The sequence below is a fragment of the Erythrobacter sp. RANMB8 genome (assembly GCF_056848235.1).
The window spans coordinates 61,125-80,657 of the sequence record NZ_JBREHG010000003.1 but is presented as its reverse complement, the minus strand read 5'-3'; the positions used below and the strand labels follow the sequence as shown (position 1 = coordinate 80,657).

Genomic DNA, 19,533 nt, shown 5'->3' with positions numbered 1-19,533 from the left:
GCGCGCACGGTCGCGATCATCAGCCAGAAGGGCGGTGCCGGGAAGACTACGCTGGCGATCCATCTCGCCGCCGCGGCCGCCCGGGCGGGACGGGTCAGCCTGCTGATCGACACCGACCCGCAGGCCAGCGCCTCGCAATGGGCAGAGTGGCGGCAAGGCGCGCCACCGGAGGTGATCGACAGCGCCCCGCCGCGCATCCCGGCGAAGATCGCGGCCGCCGCCGCACAGGGCGCCGAGCTAATCGTGATCGACACCCCGCCACATGCCGATCTTGCCGCCAGCAAGGCGGCCGAGTGCGCCGATCTGGTGCTGATACCCTGCCGCCCCAGCGCCTTTGACCTTGCCGCGATGCGCACGACCATCCGACTGGTCGAGCTGCTGGCGCGTCCCGCCTTCGTCGTGTTCACCGCCGGGCCGCCCCATGCGCCGCACATCTATGCCGATGCCCGCGAGCTGGTGGCCGGGTTCGGCGGCCAGACCTGCCCCATCATCCTGCCGGACCGCGCTGCCTATCGCCACGCGGTCGCAGCCGGTCAGACCGTGTTCGAGCTCGATCCCGGCGGCAAGGCAGCGAACGAAATCGAACAGCTGCACATGTGGGCATGTGAACAGCTCCACATGTGCACACGCTCACAGTCTCCGGCTCACGAGAGGAAATCCGCATGAACCGCTTCGCCAACCTTGCCGACCGTACGCCCAAGGACGAGACAAAGGCTACCGCGCCCGCCTCGCCATCACCCGTCGCTCAGGTCCCGACCCCGCCGAGCCGCGTTGGCCGCAAGGCGATCTCCGGCTACTTCGCGCCCGAGCTGTCGCTGGCGCTCCACACCTGTGCCCGTCGCCATGGCCTTAGCCTCCAGGACCTGATGGCCGAAGCCTTCGACGACGTCCTGCGCAAGTATGGCGAGAGCCCCATTGGCCGCTAGTCGACCCCAGGGAGCAAGAGAAAAGGCAGGATTTTGAGGGGTATGAGTTGAAGTGAGAATGTGAGAATATGCCCATGTGAACGTGTGAACATGTGGGCACCACCCCAAGGGCCGTGCTCCGACAGCCCTACAACGACAGGAGATATCCATGCGACTGTTCCAATGGTTGACCGGCCTGTTCACCAGCTCAAGCACCCCGCCAAGCTCCCCCACCGAGGAGGGGCCAAGGATAAATCCGGCCACCGGTCTACCCATGATCACCCCCGGCATCGGCGGTGTTGATGTCGGCGGCAACCCCTTCGGCGTGAATCTGGACCGCCGGGACGGCCACCACAATCACCACAGCCACAGCCACCACGACCATCATCACCGTCATGACCATCACCACCATGATTTTGGGTCGACCGGCAGCAGCTTCGATCACTGGTCGGGCACTGGCGCCGGCGGATTCGATCATACGCGCAGCGATTGATGCCCGTCGCGCCTTCGCGCGCATGATCAGCACCGTCTTCCGGATGCTTCAAACAAGGAAATCACCATGACCGACAATCCGTCCGCAAATTCCCAGCCTATCGCTGGATTGCCGCACCCCGGCCCCATCAGCCGCGCCCGGTTCTTCGCAAGCCGCCACCCGATCGCGGTCTCAGTGCCTCTGGCCATCATCATCGCATTCGGGATCGCAACGCTCGCCGCGCTTGTCCTCGACGTCACGCCCGAACGCAGGGAGGTGTTCATCCCCGGTGTTGCTGCGATCAGCCTGACCGCTATCGGTGTAGCCATCTTCCCACTTGTCGCGCGTATGCAGAGCATTGCCAGCGGCCGCGATATCGCTGCAGCCCTGATCGCTGCAACCGACCGGGAACGGCCACACTTGCTCGATGAGATCGAGGGACGGCTCTCCAATCGCTATTGGCGCGCACCGATGACCGGATTCCAGCTTGCCATGATGTTCCGCGAGGTGCGGCAGCTCCAGGGGGAGCGGGCCTATCGAAAGCAGCTGCGGGAACAAGCAGCGCGGGCCGAGCAGAACAGGTCGCTTGCCCAGCTGGCGCTTTGACAGTGATTTCGGGTGGGAGACCGGCTCGCATTTCACAAACCGCGGGTGCGCGTTCTACAAGTTTTAAGCCCATCTAGCTATTTCACTAGAACTGTATAAAAGTCCTAGACATGGATCCCCGACGTAACCCATTTGCCCCTGGTGCCGGCAGTCGCCCGCCGGAACTCGCGGGCCGTGACGCGATCATGGAAGACGTCGCCATTGCGCTCCACCGCATCGCCCATGGCCGCCACGCGCAGAGTGTGATCCTGATGGGCCTGCGCGGCGTGGGCAAGACCGTTCTCCTCAACGAACTGCGCCGCGCGGCTGAGGGGGGAGGGAATCGTTGCGGTGCCGATCGAAGCGCCCGAGGGTCAATCCCTGCCGTCATTGATCGTGCCTGCCCTTCGCACCGCGCTGCTCCGGCTCGACCGGGGGCAGGCGGCGATGACCCTGGCGAAGCGCGGTCTGGGCGCGCTGGCGCGGTTCGTGAAGGCGTTCAAACTCAGCTATGGCGAGCTGGAGGCATCGCTCGATCTGGGTGAGCCGGGCGTCGCCGATAATGGCGACCTTGAGGCGGATCTGATCGACGTGGCCGGGGCCGCGGCGGGAGAGCGCGGCACGGCGTTGGTGCTGTTCATTGATGAATTGCAGTATGTTCCCGAGCGCGAATTGGCGGCGCTGATCACCGCGCTCCACCGGGCGCGGCAGAATGATCGTCCGATCACGCTGGTGGGGGCAGGCCTGCCGCAACTCGCCGGGCAGATGGGCCGGGCCAAGAGCTATGCCGAGCGCCTGTTCGTGTTCGCCCAGATCGGCCCGCTTCCACCCGATGCTGCCCGCGCGGCCCTTGCCAACCCGATCAAGGCCGAAGATTGCGACATTACGGACGACGCTGTCGACCAGGTCTTGTCGGTGACGCGCGGCTATCCCTATTTCCTGCAGGAGTGGGGCAAGCAGTGCTGGGACGCGGCCACGACCTGCCCGATCACTGCTGCCGACATCGCGATCGCCAGCCCCGCTGCGATTGCTGCGCTCGATGCGAGCTTCTTCCGGGTGCGTTTCGACCGCCTGACGCCTTCGGAGAAACGCTACCTGCGCGGCATGGCGGCGCTGGGGGAGGGGCCCTACATCTCCAGCGCCATCGCTGAGCACCTCGGCAAGAAGCCCAACGCCTTCGGTCCGGTGCGCGCCTCGCTGATCGCCAAGGGCATGATCTACACCCCCGGCTATGGCGAGACCGATTTCACCGTCCCGCTGTTCGACGCCTTCATGCGGCGAGCGATCCCGGTCGAGGAATAGGCGACGAGAAGGTTCGGCCGACCGGCGTCGGCCGTAGGGATGTCTGGGCGTTCCATCCCCTCGTTCCGCGCGAGCTCCACCGCTTGCAATCCCGTCATTCATACCCGCGAAAGTCTCACAAGCGGAGGGTTCTGAGACGTGAGACACATGTCCGGTTATTTCGTTTAATCATGTACTTGCGCCCCTTCTGCAATGGCGAGGCTTGATGCCCGGCACGTTCCTGCGCCCCATTCGCACCAGAGAGCCAGATTGGCTCAGGAAGGAGGGCTCAATGGCCGAGAACGTCTCCATGATCGGATACAGCCGCGTATCAAAGGCCGATGGCAGTCAGGTCCATCACCTACAGCACGATGCGCTCATCGCCGCAGGCGTTGATCCCAAGCGGATCTATCAGGACAGCATCTCGGGTGCCCGCGATAGCAGGCCGGGGCTGGATGCATGCCTCGCCGTTTTGGCCCCCGGGGACACGCTGGTGATCTGGAAACTTGACCGGCTTGGCCGCAGCCTGCGCCACCTGGTCAACACCGTCGGCGAGCTCACCGCCCGCGGAATCGGTCTGAAGGTTCTCACCGGAGAAGGGGCGATGATCGACACCACCACCGCCAGCGGGCGCCTCATGTTCGGGATATTCGCCGCCCTTGCTGAATTCGAGCGCGAGCTGATTATCGAGCGCACTCGGGCCGGCATCGCCGCGGCGAAGGCCAGAGGCAAGCACTGCGGCAGGCCATCCGAGATGACTCCGGAGAAGATCCGCTTACTCCAAGAGGCCATGCGCAAACGCGAGAAATTCGTGGTCGATTTTGCCGCTGACATCGGCATCTCGAAGGCGACAGCTTATCGCTATGTCGGGCCTGACGGCGAGCTTCGGGCCGATGCCAAGCGCGTGCTGGCGATGAAGGGAGAGGGGAAGGGCAGGCCTGCCGAGCTAGACTAAGGCCGCTAAGGCACTCACAGCATTATGGATGCAAATCTGCATCGTATGTCGCCGTGCTGAGGTGAATGACGCTTATGCCTTCTGGACCTTCCGGTTCGACGGTTGATGGCTCACGTAAACTGCCTCCTGGGGTGAAAAGTTCGAGCGCGTCGCCACTACTTGAGCTTGTGGCAACGGCTTCCCAATCGCTGGAAAAGGGGTGCCTTCTGATAAAGCTTGTTGCTAGGTCGCTGAGGGAGTGTCGCCACCGTCTTTCGGGCCAGAAGCCCTTCAACGGATACCGTGTTGTCAAACTGACAGCGAGCAGATCGTCAATCAGTACTGACCAGTCGTCGCTGCCGCCGATCGTTGCCGGTCGAGCGGGCTCGGGTCGACCACCAACAGTTGCAATCAGCATCTCGGCCAAAAATCGACCTAAGTCGGCAGGCGGCCGGGTCGGAAGCGGTTGCGCCGCCAGCCAAGGTTCTTCTTGGCCTGGAGGCGGTATCCGCACAACGCCGTAGCAACAGCCCTCATCGTTCGGCGCGATCCTGTAAGTTCGGCCCTTGGCGCCCATCGCGCCGGCGGCAAAGCGAAACGGATCCCAGCGTTCATACAGATCCTTCTGGTCACCCGACACGGCACTGCCCGGCACGGACTTAGCCTGCACAAGCACTGCGCGGCGTCCCACATTTTCGTGATCATGCACGATTAGCAGATCCGCCAGTTCGCAGAAGCCGGCCCCACAGTCATTTTCAGTCGGGGATGGGAACCGAACCTTAGGGCGCTGGTGCAGGAACACGCCCCGTACGGTGAGATTTAAGCCGCTCCCCTTCAGGATTGCACCCCACGCCTCGGTTAGCGGGCCGACGCAACTCTCGATTAGCGTGGCAACAAATTCGGTTTCCTTGTCGGCGCGACGGATCGCTCCCGCTGGCTTTGTCCAATATCCCGCCGCAATCACGGCGCGAGCGGACGAGATGAGTTGGTCTAGGTGCGCATCTATGGCCATTGTCGCTCCTCCACCAAATGGCGGTTACACTTCAACTTAGGCCGCACAAACAAAGGAAGTTTTCATCAAATTCGATCATTTTGCCTGGTCTAGTTGGGAGGCTGTATGTGTGCAGTTGGACGTCGCATTTACCAATCGCCTCCACCAGCGCGGGGTGCGGCAGATGCGGGAGGAGCAGGACGAGTTTATGTTCGCCAAGCTTCGGCAGCAGTTTAGGATACAGCTGAAGCTGCCCCATGCCGCCGTAGACATCGGCAGCGAGGTTCCCAGTTTTGATCTCGATTAAGAGCGCACCAGCGGGCGCGGCGACGACCGCATCGACCTCGTAGCCGGCCGCGTGCCTTGGCTTGTCGATCGCAATCTTGCTCGAGCGGAGAAGCGAAGCGAGCGCCTGCCAGACTTCGCCTTGTAACCGGCGCACCTCACGTTCCTCAAGCGCCTCTCGAGCCCCAACTTTGTAACTTCTGGCGTCCTCGTCACGGCCTACCTCATCGATGGGCGTCGTGTCCGGTAGATCACCATTGACCTCAGCATAGCGTAGGCGTGCCAATGCGCAGTGGTCGACGAAGCGGCCAGTTGCATCCCTGATCTCGTCCGCGCTTACATCGAGCCTGGTTACGACGAACCATGTCCGTTTCTTCCCGCTGGTGTCTCCGTTCAGCACACGGGTGGGTTGTAGGCCAGTCAAACGGCAGAACTCATCCTCAAGGATCGGACCTTTGCCGGCGACTGGCATATTCAGCCGCCCTTGCCGAATTAGGAAGATACCTCCTCGTTCGTCGACAGCGATGCCAGAAGTCACGTTCGCGTCGCCCGGCGTACCCGCTTCATTGATCTGTACGGCCCAGTACGTGCCTGTTGGATCCGTTCCAAGTGCAGTCCGAGAGCCTAGGCGCTCGCTCCGGCTGTCAGGCTGGTTGCGGAAAACAATACGCTGTTCCGGCAGACGCCAGAGGGAACCATCCCTAACTCCCTTTTCAAGAAGTGCGTCACGCCACCTGTCAAAAGCGCTACCAACAACACCGGGATCTGAGCTCATCGTCAGCATTGCGTTACAATCCCTTAGCCAACCAAATCAGCGTTGTTTGAAGATGCTCGCGGCATCGTACAAGCAAATTAGTCAGCCTTAGGGCTAACAGCAGCCGAGCCAGAACGACCGGCATTTGGAAGCTTTGCCGACAGCCATTAACCTAGCCCGCTTCGATGGGCTTTAGTACATGGCCGACCGAGGCTCGCGGCTTCGGTAGGCGATGCTAGTAGGGGCAGGTATGGGGGCAATAGACAAAGCAGGCGCAGCGGAACGGATGGTCGTCAGCGCGATTATCATGGCTGAGCGTGGCGAAGATCCTTTGGCGATTCACGTTGTCGCAGCGTCCGCCTTGAACGTTTTGCGTGATCTCATCACCAAGGCTGGCGACGAATATGTCGATCAGATCCTCAAGATTGGTGCGTTCACTATCGCTCGCGCGCAGGTGAAAGGAGAACCGATCACACTTCCGACCAATGCTGCCATGGATGCTGTTGTCGAGAAGGTTGTTGTTGGCATCAAGGCTGGCGAAGTGGCCCGGGCCTCTGACCTGATCATCACGTTGACGGCTGCGGAGCGGCGACAGCTGCTCGACTACATCGTCAAGCCGTACAACTTCCTGAAGCACGCGGACCGCGATCCCCTTGCGACCCTAGACGATAGCGACATCGACCCCGATGGTGTTATTGCGCACGCGTTGACCGCGCTGACGATGGTTAGTCCAGGCAAGTCACTTCCGGATGAGATCAAACCATATTTGGAGCGTCGCGATCTGTTGGCCCCCGTCCATCCATAGAGACGAGGCGAGCTTTGTCGGTAGCCCGTCTCGCCCCTTCACTGAGACCCCGCCTCTTTGATGGGCGCACGTGCACGCCGCCTCGCTCATAGCAGCGCGTTGTAAGTGTCGAAGACAACTTGTGCTCGATCGAGCGTGCCGCTCACTGGCGCAGACTTTGCGTCGAGCGTCTTGGGGTTACGGATAAGCCATCCTGCCGGCGTGAAGTGGTCGAACTCGGCAACCGTGTTCGGCATGACTGCGAAGACGGCCTCGGCTTGTTTGACGAGCCGTGCCGTGCTCGTGCTCGCAGCTGCGAGCCGCTTTGCATCAAGCAGATTCGCGTCCGTCAGCCCATAAGTGGAGTTGAGGATGGACGCGAAAAGATGGGGATCGAAGATGTCCTCAATGTCGGCCTCCGCCCGTTGGAGGAAATCGGCCATCGTGTAAAAGTGCCCGGCCTTTAGAACCTCGGAACGCTTTAATTCCTCTACTTTGCGCTTGTCACCTTGCGCTTGGTCGGACAGCACCGCGACGTGAAGAGCGTTACCTGCGAACATCGCGACGAACGGACGAATCTTGTCTATCCCGCCTGCCGGACAAAGCGTCCAGCGCTTATCGAGGCCAGATCGGCCGCGACGTTTAAGCGCATCGGACAGTGCTTGGATGTAAAGAATGTCGCCGGGACCTTCGACGAGAAGAGTGTGCTCGCCAACAAACAACGATTGACTGATTTCGTAGCCGAGCGCGCCCTGCAACGGAAACAAGGTGTCAGGATCGCGCGTCAGGACGTCCTCGCGCACCTTGGTGCCTAGTGGCACGCGACGCTGACCCTTCATCTCCACCTTATCCTCGACGATGCGCACGGAAGCTAGCTCGTCGGCCGGCACCATGAACGGTGAGTGGGTCGAATAGACGATCTGGTGATGTGGAGCGAGCTTCTCCTTGAAGAAGCGCAGCAGGTCGGCCTGCGCTTTGCCATGAAGGGTCAGGCCGGGCTCGTCTAGTAGCAGGACTACTGGCGTTTCCTCATCTTGCACCTGCGCGAACTTCACAAGGAAGGAGAAGAACCATACGAATCCAGCACTTCGTTCGGAGAACGGTGTGTCGACGCGGTGCAGTCCATTGTGGATGCGAGCCCATGCGATCATGCCGCTATTGAGCGGCGCGGGATCGCCCGGCCTGGATTGCTCGACGCGGACGACAACGCTGAGATCCGGATTCTGTGTCCAGTATTCCAAGACTTGGTCGGTAATGCTGTTGGAGGCCGCTTGCAGGCGGGCGTTGAAGGTCTCGTAGGTGGCAACGTTGGTGATGTCGTCGATCGAGACGCGGGCATATTCTAGGAATTCGGAAAATAGGCGCGCGCCGCGGTGCGCATCCTCATCGATCTGACCATTGGCAATCAACTGACGGGTTTGTTCCAGCTGGATCGCACCTTCCATCCGATCGTAGGCGGCAAAATACATGAATTTTGGCATCATGGCACGGATGAGCTTGCTGACCTGCCCGGTCACTGTGCCCACCGTGTCTAGGTGGGACTTCAAGGCGGTATGGCGTTCCGTCGGAGATGAGATTTTGGCCAGTGTGGTGATAAGCTTCGAGGTAGTGTCGGCCGACGAGAGGACCGACCGCTCCAAGTCGTCGAGTTCGAATTTAGTATAGAGATGCTCCAGCGCCTTGCCAAAATCGAGATCGACCGAGACTTGGACTTCTCCGCCGTAGGCGCGCCTGATTGTGATCAGGTCAGTCGTCACGACACCTTCACCTACAGCTGTGCCGATGCGAGCGGTTTCGGAGGGTGTGAGGCGCCAATTCGTGGTGATTGCAACAGCGGCCTCCTCACCATGACGGTCTTCGTATTGTGTCAGCAGTCGGCGCGGGTAGTCGCGCTCCTTGTTAAAGGTCGCAGGGGTCGAAGGATGGGGGTTCAGTGCTGCGAGCGCGAGAAGGACAGCGCTTTTGCCCGCCTCATTTTTCCCGACGAGGCAGGTCACCGGCTCGACGCTAAACTCTTCGCTGTCGTCGACCGACCTGAAATTGGTGACGCGAACCTTCTCGAGTTTCATCATTATCCTCCCAACTCAGTTGGTTATTTGAGATGACAGATCGCTGCTTCAAATCAACTTTTGATTGCGACCATATCGACGACAGGTGCAACTACGTCACCGACAGATGTCTGCCTTCGATTGCTGGCTGAACCAGCGGCAGTTTTCGGGCTTGCGCCATACGGGCTTCACATCGACCTGATCTCGATTTGGCTCCCATTGGCACCCTTGTGCACTGTGAAGCCATTGGGAACAGCTTGCTGCACTAGCGGTACGTGGGAAATCAGGCCGACCGCGCGCCGTTCACCTACGATATTTTGAAGCACTTGGAGGACCTGATCGAGCGTGCCGGCGTCATTATCGGTGTCGAGGCTGCCGAAGCCTTCATCGATGAAAATGGTGTCGAGCCTGATGGCACCGTTTGTCATTTCGACGATGTCGGACAGGCCAAGTGCTAGGGACAAGGCTGCGATGAAGGTCTCGCCGCCGGACAGCGTGATGATCTCGCGGGCCCGCCCGGTCTCGATATCATGGACGCGAACATCCAGTCCTCGCTTCGATCGGCCTCCAACGCTGACGGTGTCGCGCTCGAACCGATACCGGCCGCTGGTCATCGGATCGAGCCGGAGGTTCGCCGCTTCGAGAACCTGATCGAACATCGCACCGATGGCGAACGTCTCGAGACTGGTCCGCATCTCGTTCTGACCGTCGAAGGCTTCTGCGATACCGCGCAGCGCCCCGGAGGACTGCTCAAGGACTTGAAGGGTTGCAAGCTGATCTGCCAGACTGTTCTGCAGATCGATTAGCGATTGATGTTTCTGCTGAGCAGCAGCGCTCTGCTTCACCGCTTCGTCTGCAGCGGCCTGTGCTTGAGCGCAGCTCAGACGATAGGGCTCAAGGTTTTGCCTCTGCGCGTTGCCGACCGCGTTTCTTGCCATCGTTTCTCGTGCGCGGGCTTCAACAAGGGCGGTGTCAAAGCCCGCGATTGCCTTCTCCAGTGCGGGAATTTCGGCAATATCGGGGATCGCCGCGCGATAATCTGCCTCGGCCATCCCAAGCTCGGTAAGGCGGGCTTCAAATGCGGTTTGCTTTGCGGCGAGTTCGATCTCGGTGTCGCTGACCGCGGTCGCAGCGCTCTGCAGTGCGGCTGCTGCTTTGATAGCAACGGCATCTAGCTCGCGCTGCTTCGCATCGGCATCTGCAAGGGCCTGCTTCCGGCCGCACAAGTCTGCGGTGGCGGCATCGATTGCGGCCTGCAGACCGTCTTGCTGGCGCAGATTTTCGGGGACTGATGCAATCTTCCCGTCGTAAGCTTGGCGGGCCAATGCCTCTGCGGTCGTGGCACCCCCGAGCGCGTCGCGAGCCTTTTGGAGGGTCTCTGTCGCTGCCAGCTTGCGCTTGCGTGCGTCATCCAGTTCCTGGGTGAGAAGGCCGATGTCGACGTGCGCGCCCAAAGCATCGATCTGAGCAAGAATGAGCTGCAACTCGCCATCGATGTCGCTCGCGCCGCGCTTCGGCTCCGCGAGTCCGTCCAGGACTGCACGCTTTGCGTCGAGTGTGGCACCGGCCGAACTGGCGGCCGCTTGGGCCTCACGATCGGCCTTGGACGCGGCATGGGCTACGCCCTGAGCATCGCGCCACGCCTTTTCGAGTGCACCCGCATCTCCTGAACCGTGCGCCGGTTCGGGGTGGTCGCTGGCGCCGCAAACCGGGCAGGGGTGCCCATCCTGCAATCGCTGGGCAAGGACGCTGGCCTGGGCTGAAAGGAAGGCGCGCTCGTGCGTCTCGGTGACAGCGACTGCTTCGGTATGGCGGATCTGCGCGTCGCGGGCGATTGCTGATGCCTTCTCGTAGCCATCCTTCGACAAGGTCACAGCCTGCGTCGCCTGTGCAAAGGCCTGCGCTGCGTCGAGCTCGCTTTTCAAACCGTCACGAATTCCGTTCAGCTTCTGCCGCTCAAGACCATTCGCTTGGGCTGTCGCGAGCGCCGTCTCCTTCTCTTCGCCGAGATCAGCAGCCTGAGCCTCAGTGTCGGCTGCTTGGGAATGAGCCTGTTTTGCCTGTTCCAGTCCCGCCTCGGCGGTTTCAAGGTCAGCCAGACGCTCGGCGGCATCCACCAGAACTTGTTTGTGGCGGTTCAGCTGGTCGATCTTGCGCGCGATGTCTTCGATCTCATGATCGCGGGAGCGAAGATCGAGCAGCGTCGCACTCGCCGCGGAAAGAGCATCGCTTGCCTCTCGGGCTGCTGCTTCCGCGTTGGTGTGTGCTTCAATCGCTGCGCGGTAACGCTTTCGAGCATCGGCAACGCCGGTGTCGAGGTCCGACATGCGCCGCGCCAGCTCCGCCCGGGATTTGCGTGTTCGCATCGCCTCGAAAGTCTGGCTCTGTGCCTCGAGCTGCTTGAGTGCAGTGAATGCAGCCTCGACCTCGACGAAGCGCTTTTCATGTTCTTCAGCGGCCGCATAAGCCTTGTTGGCCAAGGCCAGCACAGCCGCCGTCTCAGAAACCGCCAACTGGGTAAACTCATATCGCTCAAGTGCCGAGGCAATGCCGTCGGTGAGCTCGTCTGAGCTGGCGAAGCCCTCGGTTTGAAGGCGGTGCCCGTGCAGGCGATAGCCATCTTCGATCTCACGCCTGATGTTCGCAGCATCGGCTTTGAGCTTTTCGGTGAGCCGGCGGTAGAGCGATACGTCGAACAGCTCCCGCAGAATTTCGAGCCGGTCCTTGCTGTTCGACACCAGGAAACGCTCAAACCTGCCTTGCGGCAAAAGAACGATCTGGCGGAACTGCTGCGCGCCATAGCCGAGGATCTCTTCGACATGGCTGAGGACAGCGCTGACCTTCCGTTCTGCCAGCGGGGTCCCGCAGCAATCCGGACCGACATCATCGATGGCGATATCTGACACGTCAAAGAGCCATGCAGCGTGCGACTGCGCAGTATATCCCTCGCCCTTCGTCTTGGGACGCATCTGGTCAGGTATACGCCTGACATAATAGCGCTTTGTCCCCAATTCGAATTGCAGGCTGACCTCAGTGAGCAGGTCGTCAGGCGCGAAATCAGACCTCATGGTCCCGATGCCCTGTTCCTCCTTTGCGCCCTCGCCAAACAGGGCAAAGGCAATCGCACTGAAGATCGACGACTTGCCCGAGCCCGTAGGGCCGTAGATCCCGAAGAGGCCGGCATCCGTTGCCTCGCGAAAATCGACGGTCTCAGTCCCCCCATAAGGGCCGAAAGCGCTCAGGGTCAGCTTGATCGGCCTCATTGGTCTTCCTCCGCTGTCTCGAAAGCTCGAAGTGCGGAGGCGACAATCTGTCCTTCTGCCTCGGTCAGCGGCTCGCCGCGGATGAAGTCGAGGAACGTGGAAGAGAGGGCATGTGGGTCATCGATCGCCGCGCGCTGTTCCTCGAGGCGCTGCGCGACGGGCCGCTCGCTGCGTTCGTAGGCGAGCTGGACCGCATTAGGGCACACGGCCCGGATCCTCTTCATGGGATCAATCTGCGGCGTTTCGTCGGTCAGAACGACGCGAACGATATCGTTGGAGACTTCGCTGGCAGCAAGGAGCTCAAGCAATTTGCCCCGAATGGTTCTGACCTGACGCAGCGGCCGTAGCGGCACTTCGGTCACCGTGGCAGAGCCGTCGGCTGCAAGATCGATCAGGCTGACTGACTTCTGCTGCCCCTCTTCATCAAAGCCGAATGCCATAGGCGCGCCGGAATAACGGATGTGATCCTGTCCGACCGGTTGCGGCCGGTGGAGGTGCCCAAGGGCCACATAATGCGCCCCGTCGAAGGCCGCGGCCGACACCGTCTCGATCCCGCCGACCATGCGCGTGAGTGGGCGCTCGCTTTCGCTGGTCGCGGCGCCGTCGACAAAGGCATGGGCGACGACAACCCAACGCATTCCCTCGGCCACGTGCTTGCGAGCGCTGGCAAGCTGGGCCCGGATGACATCTGCAGGGCAGGCGATGGCGTCGTCTTCGAAGCACATGCGCGCAGCATATTCGAAGGCAAAGGGCAGGGCGGAGATGGCCACGGGCCCATGCGCATCGGACATCACGAGCGGTCGCTCGTCTTCATCCAGTGGTCCGCGCACAATTGCCGCGCCGCCATCCGCAAGAACGCCCATCGCACCGATCTGCGCCGCAGAGTCGTGGTTGCCAGCGATCATAACGATCGCTGCATCTGATGCTGCCCGCACCGTTGTGAGGAACTGCGAGAGGCGGGTGATCGCGCTTTGGGGCGGGTTTGCCCGGTCAAAAATGTCGCCGGCGATGATCACGACGTTGGGACGCTCGTCATCGATCATCGCCAGGATCTGGACGAGGATGTGCTCGTGGTCTTCATCAAGGGACAGGCCATGGAATTGGCGGCCGAGATGCCAGTCGCTGGTGTGCAGAATGCGCATTCAATCTGTCCTCGAATCCAAGTGCATATAAATTTTATATAGACGTATGATGGTGCGTCAAGTAGGGTTCGGACATGGACGATCCTGCACTCAAGCCAGCAATGCTTGCTCGCCTGGTCTATCTCGACCGGTGCCTGACTTGGCGCGGACAGGTGAATCGCAAGGACCTGATTGAGCGTTTCGGGATCTCGTCTCCGCAAGCGGCAATCGATCTGAGGGAATATCTCGAGCGGGTTGCAGAGCCGAAGCCTCGCTATGACACGGTCCGGAAGTGTTATGTTGCAGACCCGCACCATCGCGGCCTGCCTTTTGTCGAGGATGCAGGTTCGCCGAATGAGTTTGTCGGCCATCCCACATCGAGCGGCCTTTCTGTTCTTCCTTCGCCCTCGCGGCTGTGCCCGCCATTCGTAGTGCGGCGCCTTTGGCAGGCGATCGAGCAGCGGCAGAAGATCGAGATCGGCTATGTTTCGATGTCGAGTGGGCTGCGCCAAAACCAATGGATCGCACCTGCGCATTTTGCTTCCGACGGTGAGCGGCTGCATGTTCGGGCGTGGAGCTTCCATCGCCAGGCATGGCGCGACTTCGTGCCGGTGCGGGTGTTGCCTGACAGCACCTTTGCCGTGGCTCCGGTCGGCGAAGAGCTTCCGCGCGATGATGCCTGGGAGGAGTTCGTCGAGATCCGGCTTCGGCCGCTGAGCAGTCTGACGGAAGAACAGCAGGCCGCCGTCCGGCTAGAATATGGGTTCACCCAGGAAGTTCTGCGCTTCGAGGTCCGCAGGTCGCTCGAATTCTATGTCGAGCGGCGCTGGGGGCTTAACCAGCCTGGGGCGCGACTAGAACGGTGTCAGGCTCCCTAGCGGTCGGGGAGCGTAGTAATGCGGCCAACGCTCGCTACGGCCAGAGGACGAGCTGGAGGGCAAGCTACTAAACAGCAAACGACAGGTCAAAGTCAGGATTGACCTCGAGATCTGAGCAAACCCAATCGGTTGAATGCGGAGTGAATTCTGCGGCTTCGATCCAGTTAAAGTTTGGAGACGCGGTGGGAGCTAACCTATGCAGTCGATCACCCTGAAGTTCACGGATCTTCAATACATCAAGGGCTCTGACACGCTTATTTAATATGACTTGTGTTGTAAAGATAACCTGAATTACTCGCCACGAACGGCCGTACAATAATGCTTTATCGAACTCATTCCGTGAGATAATCAGTCGGTTTGAGGTCCGTTCTACGGCGGACTTAACTTCCAATCGCGTTGTTGAGCCCTCGTAAGCGTAGTCGATGTCATATCCGTATGAATCAGAAAGTAGAGCAACATGAACGGGTTCGTAACCGGCCCGACGTAAGGACGACATAACGACGAGTTCCCCGGCACGGCCAATCTCTTGACGCAGAGTTTGGTCAGATTGCCGTGTCAGCGCGCGGTTTACCTCATAAATCAGGGGAATAAGGTCTTCACCAAGCCAATTCAGCCGCACATAATCCTCCGACGGGATTAAGCTAGTTTCCACGTTGCCCGCCACAACTACGGCGGGAATCCAACTGGGTGGAAAATGAAGGAGGAAAAGCCTCGCTATGGCTACCAAGGATGCGCGGTCGGCTCGGTGCGACAACTTCGCTAATTGCGAATCTAACGAGATTTGCTCCCCCGCCGTCGCAAGGCCGGCTCGCAAGAGCATATCGGCAGTGCCCGCGATATCCCCTGCTGACGCCAAAAATGAGGCTCGGCTCGACGATGCGTCGATCCAATCCCTCAATTCTCGAAAATTTTTTAGCGATGCGCTGAAAGCGAGCAAGAACGCCGCGTGACATCGTCCATGGCTGGGAATCTCGCGCATATTGCTTACCCGATGTGAGCCAATACGGCTGACACATCATCGTCAAAGACTGGGTTTCCATCTTCACCTTCGTCAGACGCAGGCAAAGCAATTTGAACCAATCCGGGATCGTTCATGAGGACGGAGAGCGCACCTACCTTGTCGAACAACCTGCCATCGACAGCATCGTCGATCGTCCCCTCACTGATCAGAATTGTGAAACGGGTCAGCACATCTTTAGCTAGACCAAGACGGTGGATCCGGTCTTGGCTCTGAAGAAAATGACCGGCGTTGAACGATCTATCGAGGTAGACAGCATGGTGGCACCAGTGATGAAGGCTTACGCCTTCGCCACACGCGGCTGGGTTTGCTAAGAGTACCGTGCAGTTGTCATCGTACCTGAAGCGATTGAACTCTTGTTCGCGCGTTATGGTGCCCGGCGCGGCAGACGCTTCAGGTTGCACCCCGCCGTGGACAGCGGCGGGATTGAACCTCGCTAGTTGCTTCGAGAGCAAACGGATATTGCGAACGAAGTTGGTCCAGACCAGCACCTTCTCTCCTCTAGACGCTGCATCGGTTACGATCCTGTCCAACTCTTGGTATTTCCAAGGCGTCTCGAAAGATCCGTAGCGAGCCAGCAATTCCGGCACACTTTCATTTCCGCTCACCTCTAAAGGCGGATGCGTGAACCCTGGATCATCCCCTTCGTCAGAACCCGAAGTGAGCAGCATTGGATTTGTCGCCGCTTCGAGAAGATACATGACGATCTTGCCAAGCCTTTCTAGTTCGTGGCGGCTTCGATCCGTTAAGGTAAATCCGCGACGATATTGTCCGAGCAGCGCTTCGTAGATAGCCGCTTGGATTGGCGACATGGGGCGACGAATGACGTTGAAGCACGTGTCGGGTAAATCGAGGACTGATTTGGGCGTTCGCACGAAGTAGCGAGCTATCGCCATTTGCGTTTGAGCCAGGACGTCCGCGTCTCTACCCAAACGCTCATTGTAAGCGGCATTAGGCAAAACTTGCCGATCTTGTCCTGGATAGAGAAATTTCATCAAAGCGACTAAGTCGTAGGCACCCTGAGGTGCCGGGGTCCCTGTCAGAACGTCGCGGCGTCGTGCTACATAAGCCAAGTCCAGCACAGCACGTCCATGCACCCCATCCGAGCCTCGTTTGACTCGATGGGCTTCGTCGAGAATGACCTGAGTTTCCGCTGATCCGACGAACTCGCGAATTCTGTCGTAATCATTGGCAACGCGGTTGTAAGTCGAGACGAGAATGTCGGTGTCGCTTGAGATGAAAGTGGATGGGCCGCTGTAAAAGACCACCTTCAAAGGATTTATAAAGCAAGCGACTGCCTCTTCTTTCCACGCCTCGAATGCCGCGATCGGCGCGATCACCATCAATCGGGTGACCTGTTTGCGGTGTTTTCGGATTGCATGGGCGGCTAGCGCGAGGGTAGTCTTTCCCGCACCAGGCACTGAAAAATCTGCGGCGTGAGGAAGTCGAAGAACCTGAGCCAAATTGTCGAGTTGGAAGTTCTTTAGCTTCCGTTTAAAGCCAGCCTCTAAAAGTTCGGCTTCCAATTCAGCCATATCGACAGGTTCACTAGTGCCGATGACCGCGGCTTCTCGCGCTTTACGGTCAGCGGCCATCGCTTCGAGTTGCGTTCGAAGTGTTGGTCCTAGTTGAAGAGGTTCGGCGAAAACCGATCGCAATTCGCGAAGGACATCGAGCTCCGCAAAAAAGGTGTCCGCGTGAACGACTGTTTGCCTAACTGAACCCGAAATGACCCCGCGTGCGAGCGCCTCTTGAAGGCGAGCCCATGCTCCAATTTTCGCATCGTCTGATTTCTCAGCAATAACCGTGGGACGACCTTGCCGATATAGCTCGATGGAGATCACGCTTCCACGCCCAGGGCTGCGAATGCCTCCTTCAGTTCAGCAATCTTCGTCTTGTATTCCTCTTCTTTCCAACCTTCAAGTGACCGTGCCTTCGGCAACGCCTTGGCTGCTTTCGCCAATTTAATAATAGCTTCGGTTATGAAACCGACTGGTGCAGTCACCGCTTTGCCGTCCTGCTGTTGAGCGCTTGCTTCATCTGCGGCGACATCTATCGCGCTTCCAACCGATGACATCAACTCGGGCAGCGACACCTTGCTGCCATTAAGTTCCGCCTCGGATTTTCCGCCTTGGCGAGCGAAAAATGACAAAATCCCGTTCAAGTCTCCATTAGCGGATGGCTCTTTCTCGCCGAGGACGTCATCAAGAATATCTAACCCGTCACTCTCCTCCGGCGTTTGTTGACCCAAAAGAGGTGCCAAGGCGACATTGCTGGCAATCTCCGTTCGGACGAGGCAGCTGGCGTCAGAACGCCGGAGCTTCCGAAGATCCCGGTAGTTAACCCCGGTCAAAATCCCTAGAAAATAGGATGAACGGACCGATGCGGCCTCCTCGCCCGATTTGTTGCGGACGTAGGCAGATAGTTCGGTGAATGCCGACTCATTGTCTACGAAGTCCGCGTGGTGGCGAGTACCGTTAGATAGTTCGACCAGCTGGTGAAGCTGTTGTAGCTTCTCAAACTGAGTCCGAACGTCGCCTATCGGCTTATGCATCCGCGAAGCTACTTTTTTCCAGTCCTTCCCTTCGCGATTGAAGAGCTCTTCAATCAGGAGGGCTTCATTTACCCAAGTGTATTCCTCCTTGAACTCCCGGGCGATTTGGAGCTCAGTCTCAAGATCGACTAACTCCGCAGCCGTCGCGTCGACCGGAAGGACAAGGCAGTTCACATAGCGGCCGCTCTTGAACCCATCGTCAAGATATAGGCTGCGAAGCGCCGCGGAACGTCGATTGCCATTGATCAGAACCCCCTCGGCGGTCACCACCGCTGGTTCTTGTTGGCCCCGCTCAAGCAAGTCCTCCTTGATCGCCTCGAAGCCCTCTTGTCCTTTGAGGATACCAAACTGCTCAGCCTGTGCTTGCGCACCCAGTGGGTCGGCGGTGAAGAGATCCGGAATGCCGCGCTGCGTGATGATGCGCATCTGCTCTGACTTGGTACGATGATTCAATGTGGAAAAGCGAACCCACTCAACTTCAAGCGCCACCACCGGAAGCTCCTTTTCCGGCCGAGGCCAAGCCGGGAGAACAGCTTTCTTGGGGCTCGTGCCCTGCCGCATCACCAAATGATGCACCCGATCCTGGTCCATTGCAGGATTTAACATATTAGCTCCTTGATGAAGTCGAGCGGCCAGCGCCAAATCGCGACGTGATTTTTGTGCCGTCGCGCGATCCTGTGCGGAATCCCACGTGACCTGTAAAAAGCGGTGCTTCTTCAGATCGCACGCCAAAGGCAGACAAAAGAACAGAAGGGAAGAGTCGTGTACTTTCTCCAGACCAATTTAGGTCGGGCGACGTCAGACGTTGCGGCATGACCCAGATGCAAGGGGGAGGGACGTCCTCGCCCTCGATCTGCATGGCCCGCTGCTTCTTGGGGCAAGGGCGCAAGTCGCTCCCACACAGGTCGCTGTGAAAGATGATCCCGTCCAAATTGTCAGGCCTCTTAGAGAAAAATTCTCTACGCAACCTCTTAACGCCAGCTGATACGTGCCACCCAGGTTCTTTTTTTGTACTCGGACAGACCCACCAGAGGTAAGCCTCAACGGCCCAATCAGGGACCTCCCAGGCCACGCTGCTATGTTTCCCATCTGGGCATCCTTTTTGGATGATTGCAACGTCCCCGACGCACGGCACACGTAACCTGTACACCGTGTCGTCGCCATATTTTGGGACCTGGAAGGAATCGATTGCTCCCCAGACTTGCATGTGGCGGAAAATGCCGAGTAGAAAATCTTTCCTGCCATTGTTGCTAGCGGATCGGCTGCCACGAATTTTCTCGATCGCAGCGGGAAGAGCAAGATCGAACTCTTCGGCAGAAACACCTTGCTTGTATAGGTAATCACTATCTTGGCCCACTGCGCGGATGATCTCGGCTACGCGGGCGATAACCTCTTCGGGCGGTGCTCCGCGATGACGGCAAGGTAAAGCCTCTTCAGCAGCCATAGTTCCCCCAAGGTATTCGTTTGCCAATGAGTGTGAAGATGATCGGCGGCCCGGATTGAGGCAATAGGGACATAGCAGGAACGATCCACAAATGCTTGGAAAAACGGCAAAGACGCTTCGTGAGGAGCCCCGTTTTTGCTCTATCGCCCAGTCAGCATCCTCACTTCGTCCGCGCGATGGTTAGGTATGCGGACGCTCGCGCCGATGTTTTGCGAA

Annotated in this window: 17 protein-coding genes and 1 pseudogene; 8 read left to right on the top strand and 10 right to left on the bottom strand. The window is 59.2% G+C overall.

The annotated features are described in order from the left end of the window. Positions 1-15: 15 nt before the first annotated feature. Positions 16-666, top strand: coding sequence for a ParA family partition ATPase (gene parA / locus ACU0AG_RS06655; protein ID WP_482781642.1), 651 nt, complete (start codon positions 16-18; stop codon positions 664-666). Next, complete coding sequence (locus ACU0AG_RS06650) at positions 663-926, top strand: ribbon-helix-helix domain-containing protein (RefSeq protein ID WP_482781478.1); 264 nt, start codon at positions 663-665, stop codon at positions 924-926. The genes parA and ACU0AG_RS06650 overlap by 4 nt, the downstream gene beginning before the upstream one ends. Positions 927-1,173: 247 nt before the next feature. Here the strand turns inward: ACU0AG_RS06650 and ACU0AG_RS06645 are convergent, their stop codons facing one another. Then, complete coding sequence (locus tag ACU0AG_RS06645) at positions 1,174-1,383, bottom strand: hypothetical protein (RefSeq protein WP_482781477.1); 210 nt, start codon at positions 1,381-1,383, stop codon at positions 1,174-1,176. A gap of 81 nt (positions 1,384-1,464) precedes the next feature. Here ACU0AG_RS06645 and ACU0AG_RS06640 point away from each other — a divergent pair, with 81 nt between their 5' ends. From ACU0AG_RS06640 to ACU0AG_RS06625, 4 genes and pseudogenes are all read left to right on the top strand, one after another. Further along, complete coding sequence (locus tag ACU0AG_RS06640; protein WP_482781476.1) at positions 1,465-1,983, top strand: hypothetical protein; 519 nt, start codon at positions 1,465-1,467, stop codon at positions 1,981-1,983. A 110-nt stretch (positions 1,984-2,093) separates the two neighbouring features. Further along, positions 2,094-2,267: pseudogene (locus tag ACU0AG_RS06635) on the top strand (ATP-binding protein); the annotation flags it as partial. A gap of 46 nt (positions 2,268-2,313) precedes the next feature. Further along, on the top strand, positions 2,314-3,264 hold the full coding sequence (locus ACU0AG_RS06630) for an ATP-binding protein (RefSeq protein ID WP_482781653.1): 951 nt from the start codon (positions 2,314-2,316) through the stop codon (positions 3,262-3,264). A 271-nt stretch (positions 3,265-3,535) separates the two neighbouring features. Then, positions 3,536-4,198, top strand: coding sequence for a recombinase family protein (locus ACU0AG_RS06625; RefSeq protein WP_482781475.1), 663 nt, complete (start codon positions 3,536-3,538; stop codon positions 4,196-4,198). A 22-nt stretch (positions 4,199-4,220) separates the two neighbouring features. Here the strand turns inward: ACU0AG_RS06625 and ACU0AG_RS06620 are convergent, their stop codons facing one another. Further along, positions 4,221-5,189, bottom strand: a complete 969-nt coding sequence (locus ACU0AG_RS06620) for a hypothetical protein (protein WP_482781474.1) — start codon at positions 5,187-5,189, stop codon at positions 4,221-4,223. Positions 5,190-5,220: 31 nt separating this feature from the next. Beyond that, positions 5,221-6,237: a hypothetical protein gene (locus ACU0AG_RS06615; RefSeq protein WP_482781473.1), complete on the bottom strand. Its 1,017-nt coding sequence runs from the start codon at positions 6,235-6,237 to the stop codon at positions 5,221-5,223. A 256-nt stretch (positions 6,238-6,493) separates the two neighbouring features. Between ACU0AG_RS06615 and ACU0AG_RS06610 the strand changes: the two genes are divergently transcribed. Then, the gene (locus tag ACU0AG_RS06610; RefSeq protein WP_482781472.1) at positions 6,494-7,012 is read left to right on the top strand and encodes a hypothetical protein; all 519 of its coding nucleotides are present in this window, start codon (positions 6,494-6,496) and stop codon (positions 7,010-7,012) included. A gap of 86 nt (positions 7,013-7,098) precedes the next feature. On the opposite strand, the gene ACU0AG_RS06605 is transcribed toward ACU0AG_RS06610, so the two are convergent. The 3 genes from ACU0AG_RS06605 to ACU0AG_RS06595 form a co-directional block, all read right to left on the bottom strand. Then, complete coding sequence (locus ACU0AG_RS06605) at positions 7,099-9,063, bottom strand: AAA family ATPase (protein ID WP_482781471.1); 1,965 nt, start codon at positions 9,061-9,063, stop codon at positions 7,099-7,101. A gap of 164 nt (positions 9,064-9,227) precedes the next feature. Continuing rightward, positions 9,228-12,302, bottom strand: coding sequence for an AAA family ATPase (locus tag ACU0AG_RS06600; protein ID WP_482781470.1), 3,075 nt, complete (start codon positions 12,300-12,302; stop codon positions 9,228-9,230). Further along, positions 12,299-13,444: an exonuclease SbcCD subunit D gene (locus ACU0AG_RS06595; RefSeq protein WP_482781469.1), complete on the bottom strand. Its 1,146-nt coding sequence runs from the start codon at positions 13,442-13,444 to the stop codon at positions 12,299-12,301. Before ACU0AG_RS06595 ends, ACU0AG_RS06600 begins: the two co-directional genes overlap by 4 nt. Before the next feature lie 74 nt (positions 13,445-13,518). Between ACU0AG_RS06595 and ACU0AG_RS06590 the strand changes: the two genes are divergently transcribed. After that, a complete protein-coding gene (locus tag ACU0AG_RS06590) occupies positions 13,519-14,301 on the top strand; it encodes a BrxR family transcriptional regulator (protein WP_482781468.1) in 783 nt (260 codons plus the stop codon). 67 nt (positions 14,302-14,368) lie between these two features. Here ACU0AG_RS06590 and ACU0AG_RS06585 read toward each other — a convergent pair whose 3' ends face one another. From ACU0AG_RS06585 to ACU0AG_RS06570, 4 genes are read right to left on the bottom strand one after another with little or no spacing between them, the layout of a single operon-like run. Beyond that, complete coding sequence (locus ACU0AG_RS06585; RefSeq protein WP_482781467.1) at positions 14,369-15,280, bottom strand: protein NO VEIN domain-containing protein; 912 nt, start codon at positions 15,278-15,280, stop codon at positions 14,369-14,371. Positions 15,281-15,285: 5 nt separating this feature from the next. Next, positions 15,286-17,163, bottom strand: a complete 1,878-nt coding sequence (locus tag ACU0AG_RS06580; protein WP_482781466.1) for a DEAD/DEAH box helicase — start codon at positions 17,161-17,163, stop codon at positions 15,286-15,288. Continuing rightward, entirely contained in the window at positions 17,160-18,479 is a 1,320-nt protein-coding gene (locus tag ACU0AG_RS06575; protein WP_482781465.1) for a ParB N-terminal domain-containing protein, read from the bottom strand. The genes ACU0AG_RS06580 and ACU0AG_RS06575 overlap by 4 nt, the downstream gene beginning before the upstream one ends. Before the next feature lies 1 nt (position 18,480). Then, positions 18,481-19,344 (bottom strand): hypothetical protein, encoded by an 864-nt coding sequence (locus ACU0AG_RS06570; RefSeq protein WP_482781464.1) that lies wholly within the window; start codon positions 19,342-19,344, stop codon positions 18,481-18,483. Between the last annotated feature and the right edge of the window lie 189 nt (positions 19,345-19,533).